Genomic DNA, 8,619 nt, shown 5'->3' on the forward strand with positions numbered 1-8,619 from the left:
CGCTCAAGGGGACTTCCGCCAGTCCCCTTGAGAAACCCCCGGGAGTACCTTGCCATGACCCGCGAACTGCCGCCACACCCCACGGGTACACAAGCTGAGGGCTCAACTCAGGTTGCGGACGCTCCCAACGAGCGGGAACGGAAGGCGCGGGGCACCTGCCGGGTGGGGCATACAGGGGAGCTTTTGTTCGTACGGAACTCAAAAAGCGGCCGCCATCCGGCGGCCGCTTTTTTGTGGATCTTGTCAGGCGTTTTCCCTGCGCCACGCGGCGATCTGGGCCATGCGTTCCCGGACGCGGGCCTCGGAACCCTGCGCGGTCGGCCGGTAGTAGCTGCGCCCGGCGAGGGAATCGGGCAGGCACTGCATGTTGGTGAGCTTGTCCTCGCTGTCGTGCGCGTACTGGTAGCCCTCGCCGTAGTGGAGCTCCTTCATGAGGCGGGTGGGCGCGTTGCGGATCTGGAGGGGCACCGGCTCGGCGAGCATCTTCTGCGCGTCCTTCTTGGCGCTCTCATACGCCAGATAGAGGGCGTTGGATTTGGGCGCGAGGGAGAGGTAAACGGCCGCGTGGGTGAGGTTGACGCTGCATTCCGGCATGCCGATGAAATGGCTGGCCTGGTAGGCGGCGACGGCGATCTCGAGGGCGCGGCTGTCCGCCATGCCGACGTCCTCGGACGCGAAGCGGATGAGCCGCCGCGCGACATAGAGCGGGTCCTCGCCCGCCTCGAGCATCCGCGAAAGCCAGTAGACGGCGGCGTCGGGATCGCTGTTGCGCATCGATTTGTGCAGCGCGGAGATGATGTTGTAGTGCTCCTCGCCGTTTTTGTCGTAGAGCAGGGACTTCCTGCTGATGCACTGCTCGATCGTTCCGTCCGACACTATGACCTTTCCGTCCCGCCGTTCACCGTTGAGCACGGCCATTTCGAGGGTGCTCAGCGCGACCCGCGCATCCCCGTTGGCGAAGGACGCGACCATCCGCAGCAGCTCGTCGGGGAAGTCGACCTCCTGCCCGCCGAAGCCGCGCGGGTCGGAGAGGGCGCGGCGCAGGAGGGAGAAAAGCTCCTCCTCCGAAAGCGCCTGAAGGACAAAGACCTTGCAGCGGGAAAGCAGCGCCGAATTGACCTCAAAGGAGGGGTTCTCGGTGGTGGCCCCGATGAGCACGATGCTCCCGCGCTCGACAAAGGGCAGGAACGCGTCCTGCTGGGCTTTGTTGAAGCGGTGGATCTCGTCGACGAAAAGGATCGTCCGGTCGCCCATCCGCCGCCCGGTTTCGGCGCGCGCCATGACCTCCTTGATCTCCCGGATGCCGCTGGTCACGGCGGAAAAATCGATGAATTCCGCCCGGGTCCTGTGCGCGATGATCCGCGCGAGGGTGGTTTTGCCCACGCCGGGCGGCCCCCAGAAGATCATCGAGGAGACCCGGTCGCTCTCGATGAGCTGGCGCAGGACCTTGCCCTCGCCGAGCAGATGCTGCTGCCCCGCGAATTCCTCGAGGGTTTCGGGGCGCAGACGGCTGGCCAGGGGGGCCTCGGGCTCCCGGCTTTCAAAGAGGGACTGCTGACGCATGTGATCACCGCCTTTGCCCTAAGTATAGCCCTTTCGCGCGGCTTTGAAAAGAGGGATACGAAAAGCCCCGCCTTTTTGGGCGGGGCTTTTCGCTGTCTGTGTGAGAAGGTAGAGTGAGAAGTGTTCGCAATTAAGCGTCCTGAACGGGAGCCTCGGCGGCCTTGCGCTCTTTGAGGAGCATATTCAGGATGATGTTGAGCAGAACGCCCGAGACCACCGCGATGAAGACGTTGTTGTTGACGAACATCTTCAGGAACGGATGGAAGGAGTTCGCCCACTCCACGCCGGTGGTGGAGAAGAAGACGGGCATCATGACGCCCAGGCCGATCGTGGTGCCGGCGATGAGGTTGCTGCGGACGTCGCGGGTTTCAGAGATAACGACGTCGATGCCGGAGAACATGATCATGCTCGCGGAGATGAGGAAGACGGCGCCGACGATCGGGCGCGGGATGCAGGCGAGCAGCATGGCGAGCTTGGGCGACAGGCCGTAGATCAGGAACATGCAGGCGGCGATGCGGGTCACGCGGCGGGAAGCCACGCCGGTGGCGGCGAGGATGCCGATGTTCTGGGTGTAGCTGGTGACAGGCAGCGCGCCGAGCAGGCCGCTGCACATGCAACCGAGACCTTCCGCCATAATGCCCTTGTTGATGTGCTTGACGCGGTAGACCTGGTCGCAGACGGCGCAGGTCGCGGCGTAGTCGCCGATCGACTCGAACATCGAGCCGATGTAGCCGGTGAAGCCGGCCAGGATGGCGGCGAAGGTAAAGACGACGGGGGAACCGGTCGCGCTGGGAATCCCCTCAAAGTTGCGGAAGGGGAAGATGGTCGGCAGCGCGAACCAATCCTCCGCGAAAACCTTGCCCCAGTCGAAGATGCCGACGATCGACGAGATGATGACGCCGATGACGACGACCGAGATGAGGACGAAGCCCTGGGAGAGCAGTCCCTTGCCCCGGAACTTGAGGACGAGGGCGAAGAGGAAGGCGACCGCGGCGAGGATGAGGAAAATCGGCTCGTGGGAGGCGAAGATCCAGCCCGCGGCGATCTTGCACGCGACGAAACCGATGGTCGCGACGACCGAACCGGTGACGACGGGCGGGATGAATTTACGCAGCCTGCCGAGCACGCGGGAGACGCCGATGACGGCCTCGAGCGCGCCGCCGACGAGGACCGCGCCCCACATCGCGGGGAAGCCGTAGGTGGCGGTGACGCCGCCCATGGCGGTCAGAACGGAAGAGGACGGACCCTGGACGATCGGCAGACGGTTGCCGATGGTGGTCTGGATCAGGGTGCCGACGCCCATCGCAAGGAAGCAGGTCTTGATCATGACCGGCACGACGGTGTCGGGCAGACCCGCGAGAGAAACGAACATACCGGCCCAGATAAAGGGGGTAAAGTCGACGAGGGTGATTTGCCAGGCATAGAAGAGGGTCTCCCACCAGCTCTTGGGGTTTTCCTCCACGCCGATGGTTACCTTGACGGTGCTGTCGGGCTGTGTCTCAAAAATGGGTTGTTCCGGATTGTACATAAGCCGACCTTCTTTCCTGATATTGGGGGAAAGGCGCCGCGAAATCACTTTTCCGCGGCGCCCTTGCCTCTGCTGTCAATGATAGACGAAGCGGATTCCTTTGTCAAACTTTTTCCGGAGTCTCAGAGCAGCGTCGCCTTGCGCTCAAAGGATGCGATGACCTTTCCGCGGCGCAGGATGTAGGGGCGAGACGCGCGGGTGCGAAGCGCCTCCTGGACATTGTCCGCGTCGAGAATGTTGAGGTCCGCGTCGTTGCCGACCTCGATCCCGTACTTGGCGTTGGGGTCGAAGATGCGCATCGAGTTGGTGGTCAGCATGTCGAAAATGGTCTTCGCGGTGCCGGGGGTGTTGTACTGCGCGGTGTAAGCGCCCACCAGACCGTAGTCGAGCGGATCGCCGGTACCATAGAGGTGGAAGCCGTCGCAGATGGTGTCCTGCGCGGTGGCGACGTTGATTCCCATCTCTACCATCTCACGGATTCTGGTGACGCCGCGGGTGCGGGGCTCGGCGTCGATGCCCATGATCGCAAGCACCTGGGTGTTGGTGCAGATATTCATCCCGGCCTCTTTGATGAGCTTCATAACCTTGATCGCGTGGGACTGGTTCTGGTAGGTGATCGAGGTGCAGTGACCGCCGGTAACGCGGGGACCCCAGCCCTTCTGGAGGGTGAGCCAGGCGGTGTATTCCAGGGAACGGTCGAACATGTCCTTCGACTGGTCGATGTGCATGTCGATGGGGACGTTGTACTTCTCGGCGATTTCAAAGACGAGGTCGACGTGTTTGCGGGCGAGCTCGGGGAGCCACTCGGCCGCGGGCATGCCGCCGGCGATGTCGCAGCCCATCTCCATGGCTTCCCACATGAGCTTCTCGGTGCCCTCGTTGGCGTAGATGCCCTCCTGCGGGAAGGCGATGACCTGGAGGTCGCAGATGTCCTTGGTCGCTTCCTTCGCGGCGAGGACGCCCTCGAGGCCGACGAGGTTCGCCATGTTGTCGATGTCGACGTTGGTGCGCAGCTTGGTGGTACCGAACATGACGCACTCGCGGATCGCGCGCTCGGCGCGGGCCTTGACTTCCTCAACGGTGTAATGCCGCTTGAAGTCGTGCATGATATGAATGGAGTCCTCCAACGTTTCGACGGTGCTCTCGCGGCCCTGCAGCGCCGTGTAAGCCTTGTCGAAATGCATGTGCGTGTTGACGAACGTGGGAGCCGCAAGCATCCCGCGGGCGTCGATCACTTCACAGTTTTCGATTCCTTCCGCGCGGATTTCCGGCTTGATCTCGAGATACTTTCCGTCGTCTCCGATCAGGATGTCGGACATTCCGCGTCCCACAATGTTCGCATTGCGGATGAGCAGCATATTGAGTTCCTCCTCAAAAAAATTGATTATTCAGCGGTCACGAGGCCGCTTTACGGTTTCATCATAACAAGATGGGGGAGTGCTGTCAAATAAATTTATGTGAAAATTGCACTTAAAATTTGTAAAACTCAGCAGATTTTTAATAAATACGCCCGATAGTTTACGTAAACAACAAAACAAAAACGCGAAATTCTACCGAAAGCGTGGTGAATTTGTAAAAGTTCGACGGACGCATGCGGTCAAAACGGCGAATTTTCCGACGGGGGGCGTTTCGGCACAACTCCCAAATTGACAATGCGCGTGTGAGAGATTATGCTAAAAGTATGATTTGTGAACTATTCACGAAGGAGGCGGCAGTATGGTAACGATCCGCGAGGTCGCGCGGGAAAGCGGCGTGTCCGCGGCGACGGTTTCGCATGTGCTCAACGGGACCCGGCGCGTGGAACCGGAGACCGCGGCGCGGGTGCGCGCGGCGATTGAAAAGCTCGGCTACCGCCCGCTGCGGGAATACGACCGCTACGGCCTGCGCGGAATCCGGCTGGCCGGGTTCTTCGCCCACGGCACGGGGATGTGCGCCTGCGCGGATTTCTTCGGCCTGATGGAAGAGCGGCTGGCGGAGCATAAAATCCGGCTGGTGCTCATCGCCGCGCCGGAAACCCTCCCGGACGGGGAGCTCCGCGCGCTCCAGCGGTTTTACCGGCTGAGCTTCTGCGTCGTGCACACCTCGGTCCGGGTCCCGCCGGCCAGGCGGGAGGCTCCGCCCTACGAGGTGCCGACCGTTTTCCTCAGCAGCGCGCCGCCCCCGGCGGGCAATTCCTGCGCCGTCTCCTTCGATTACCGGCAGGCGGTGCGGATGGCGCTCTCCCACCTGATCAGCCGAGGGCACCGGGAGATCAGCATCCTCACGAGCATCCACAACACTGATATTACCGAGGAGATCCGCGCGGGCGCGCAGGCCCTCTTTGCCGACCGCGGGCTGGAGTACTGGCCCTCCCATTTTTTGAACATTGCCCGGAACGTGGAGGAGGGGAAGGAATCCGCCCAGGCGGCGGTGGACGCGCATTTTGCGCGCCATCCGGGCCTGACGGCGGTGGCCGCCGGGACGTGGGCGACGGTGCACGCGGCCGCGAGCCTGCGCAGGCGCGGGCTGGATTACCCGCGCGACATCTCGCTCGTGGCGATGGGCGGGCTCTACGCGATGGAGGAGAGCCGTCCCGACCTGACGCGGGTGGACCTCGGCGCGACCCAGCTGGCCGACGCGGTCGTCGGGGCGCTGCTCGGGGAGCGGATGGACGAGAGCCGCACGCTGCTGTTCCCCTCCTTCCTGCCGGGCGGCAGCACCCGGTCGCTTGCCCGCGCGCCGTCGGGCGGGCCCGCGTCGCGCCCCGAGCTGCTCGAGCTTTCGGAGGACGAGCTCGGACGCATCCGCTCCCGCCGGTTTACCGCCTGCATCGCGCTCGACGGCGCGGGTACGATGTTTTCGGAGCTCGTGCTGCAGGGGGTGCGGGAGTCACTGGCCAGCCTCGACATGACGCTGCTCGAGGTCGCGGAGGCGAAGGGGAGCGTGAACATGCGGGACATGCAGCTCCAGGAGCTCGCGCGGCTCGCCCCCGATGCGATCATCAGCTTTTCCAACGACCAGACGGCCCTGCGCGACCGGCTTCTCGCCCTGTCGGCCGGGCGTTCCAAGCTGATCCTCGGCGTGGACGTGCCGCCCGACCTGCCGGAATACGCCTACGCCACCTGCGTGGCGACCAACGAGACGGAGAAGGGACGGCTGGCCGGAAGGCTGCTCGCCTCCGAAATGATCAGGCGGGGAAAGCGCAAGATCGGCTTCGTCTGCAACGCGGATGTCAACTTCATTGCGCGCCAGCGGGACATGTCGGCGATCGGCACGGTGACGGAGGACTTCCCCCAGCTGGACATCGTCTTCCGCAAGGATTTCATCCGGGAACAGAACGCGCTGTCGGTGGTGCGGGACGCCCTGGAGGCCCACCCGGAGACGGAGGGACTCTATATCTTCAGCGCGGACGCGACCCTCACGGCGCAGAAATACCTGCAGTCGATCGGTCGTGAGGATATCCTGCTCGTCACCACCCAGATCAACGACGAGATCGCGCGCCTCTTCCTCATGAACCAGAATATCATCGGCATTATCTCGTCGCAGGCGTACGAGATGGGCCGGTATCTGGGGCTCGCGGCGGCGAGCAGCCTGCTCGGAAAGCATCTGCCCTCCTATATCGTCGTGGAGCCGGTGCTGATCACGGCGGGCAACCTCGAAACATCATGGGTGCGCACGGCGCGCCGCCGCCCGCCCACAAAAAAATAGAAAAACCATGCCCCCGGCCGACGCCGGGGGCATGGTTTTTTTGCGGCTGCGAAAAAGCCGCGGGATCTGTCAGCAAGGCGCCCGCGGCGTTGCCGGGGGGCTTTTCCGATCTGCGGCAAAACTGCGCCGAATCGGGAAAAAACCGGTGAAACGGCGTCCAAAATGGACGCCGTTTCACCTTTTTTGCGGCGAAAATGTGTTTGTCGGAATTGATGAAAAGAGACGATAAAAATCGGCGAAAGAGAGAAAAATCAATGCCATATTGACAATGGGAAACCTGAAAACTATAATAAGGGCAATGTTAAACGTTTACGTGTAATCGTTTAACATCGTCAAAACCGCAAAAGTCCGAGAAGGAGTTGACACAGAATATGGGCAGCATTCGTGAAATAGCCGACCTCACCGGCCTTTCGGTAGCGACGGTGTCGCACGTGATCAACGGAACCCGCAAGGTGTCGCAGGCGAGCACCGATCTGGTCATGAAGGCGATCGAGGAGACGGGCTACAAGCCCAACTACGCCGCCCGTATGCTCCGCACCCAGCGTTCCAACACGATCGCCATGCTTATCCCGCGCGTTGAGCAGGGGATGAGCACGAACATCTTTTTCATGGACGTGCTCAGCGGCGCGAAGGACTATTTCCAGTCGATCGGCTACAGCATGATCGTGGCCACCTACTCGGAGAACGACGAGGACGACGAGCAGGACATGCGCGACCTCCAGGTGCTCAAAAAGCAGTGGATGGACGGCGTGCTCGTCGTGCCCAACAAGAAAAAATACGCCCACCTGATGAAGATCATTGAGAGCAGCCTCCCCTTCGTGCTGCTCGACCGGTCGGTCACGGAGCTCGACTGCTCCTGCGTCTACAGCGACAGCACGAAGGTCTCCCGGGAGGCGGTCGAACTCTTCTTCCGCGGCGGCAAGCGGCGGATCGGCTATATCGGCGGCAGCACGAGCTTCTTCACCGGCTACGACCGGTTCAGCGGCTACCGCGAGGGACTTGAGAGCTGCGGGCTGCCGCTCGACGACGCGCTTGTCGTCACCTCGGGCAAGCATACCGTCCAGGCCGGCTATCTCGGCGCGCAGAAGCTCGTTAAAAACGGCGCCGACGCAATCTATATCTCCAACGACGTGCAGACGGTCGGCGCGCTCGAATTCCTCCAGAGCCAGCAGCTTCGCATCCCGAACGACGTCGGAATCATCGCCTTTGAGGACTACGAGTGGATGACGATCACCTCGCCGCCGCTCACGACCGTCCGCCAGCAGCCCTACAAGATGGGGTGGCTCGGCGCGCAGCTGCTCCACAGGAAGCTCGGGGACCCCGCCTTCAACGAGAAGATCCGACTCGACGCCGAGCTCGTCCTGCGCGACTCCCACGGCGCGGGGAAACTGTAAACGGGACCCTGGGCGGGCGTTTTGTCCGCCTGGCCATATACTCAGACAAGCAGGACCACTGAGAAAAGGAGAGAAAAAAATGAAAAAGACCCTTTGGAAACGAATCCTGATCACAGCCCTGGCGCTCACCCTCGCGCTTTCCTGCCTGGCGGGCTGCGGCAAGGCCGCGGAAGAGCCGGCCGCTCCGGCCCAGAGCGCCGGCGGCGGGGAGGAAGCCGCCGCGCCCGACGCCGCCCCGGCGGGCGACAACGGCAAGACGGCCGCCGACTACAAGGTCGCGGTCCTTACGATGCGCAAGATGACCAGCCCCGCCGACCTCAACACCCTCGAGGGCATCCAGCGCCTCAAGGACGAGATCGGTATCGACTGCAAGATCATCGAGTGCGTCGAGATCGCCGAGTACAAGGAGCAGATGCAGGCCGTCAGTGAAGAGGGCTACGACGTCGT

General features: G+C 62.6%; 5 protein-coding genes and 1 pseudogene. 3 read left to right on the forward strand and 3 right to left on the reverse strand.

Annotation, left to right across the window (positions count from 1 at the left end):
• Positions 1-243: 243 nt before the first annotated feature.
• The 3 genes from RDM88_RS10035 to RDM88_RS10045 form a co-directional block, all read right to left on the reverse strand.
• Positions 244-1,563, reverse strand: a complete 1,320-nt coding sequence (locus RDM88_RS10035; protein WP_308754708.1) for a replication-associated recombination protein A — start codon at positions 1,561-1,563, stop codon at positions 244-246.
• 130 nt (positions 1,564-1,693) lie between these two features.
• A complete protein-coding gene (locus RDM88_RS10040) occupies positions 1,694-3,091 on the reverse strand; it encodes a solute carrier family 23 protein (protein WP_308754709.1) in 1,398 nt (465 codons plus the stop codon).
• Positions 3,092-3,213: 122 nt separating this feature from the next.
• A complete protein-coding gene (locus tag RDM88_RS10045) occupies positions 3,214-4,449 on the reverse strand; it encodes an amidohydrolase family protein (RefSeq protein WP_308754711.1) in 1,236 nt (411 codons plus the stop codon).
• Positions 4,450-4,807: 358 nt separating this feature from the next.
• On the opposite strand from RDM88_RS10045, the gene RDM88_RS10050 reads away from it, so the two are divergent.
• The 3 genes and pseudogenes from RDM88_RS10050 to RDM88_RS10060 form a co-directional block, all read left to right on the forward strand.
• Positions 4,808-6,778, forward strand: coding sequence for a LacI family DNA-binding transcriptional regulator (locus RDM88_RS10050; protein ID WP_308754712.1), 1,971 nt, complete (start codon positions 4,808-4,810; stop codon positions 6,776-6,778).
• Between the two features lie 371 nt (positions 6,779-7,149).
• Entirely contained in the window at positions 7,150-8,172 is a 1,023-nt protein-coding gene (locus tag RDM88_RS10055; protein ID WP_308754713.1) for a LacI family DNA-binding transcriptional regulator, read from the forward strand.
• A gap of 79 nt (positions 8,173-8,251) precedes the next feature.
• Positions 8,252-8,619, forward strand: a pseudogene (locus tag RDM88_RS10060) (hypothetical protein); the annotation flags it as partial.

The sequence above is a fragment of the uncultured Anaerotruncus sp. genome (assembly GCF_902490045.1).
Lineage (GTDB): Bacteria > Bacillota > Clostridia > Oscillospirales > Ruminococcaceae > Anaerotruncus.

Bases quoted from the DNA above. Each gene is read 5' to 3' on its own strand.
- RDM88_RS10050 (WP_308754712.1), top strand. From the start codon at position 4,808: ATGGTAACGATCCGCGAGGTCGCGCGGGAAAGCGGCGTGTCCGCGGCG.
- RDM88_RS10055 (WP_308754713.1), top strand. From the start codon at position 7,150: ATGGGCAGCATTCGTGAAATAGCCGACCTCACCGGCCTTTCGGTAGCG.
- RDM88_RS10045 (WP_308754711.1), bottom strand. From the start codon at position 4,449: ATGCTGCTCATCCGCAATGCGAACATTGTGGGACGCGGAATGTCCGAC.
- RDM88_RS10040 (WP_308754709.1), bottom strand. From the start codon at position 3,091: ATGTACAATCCGGAACAACCCATTTTTGAGACACAGCCCGACAGCACC.
- RDM88_RS10035 (WP_308754708.1), bottom strand. From the start codon at position 1,563: ATGCGTCAGCAGTCCCTCTTTGAAAGCCGGGAGCCCGAGGCCCCCCTG.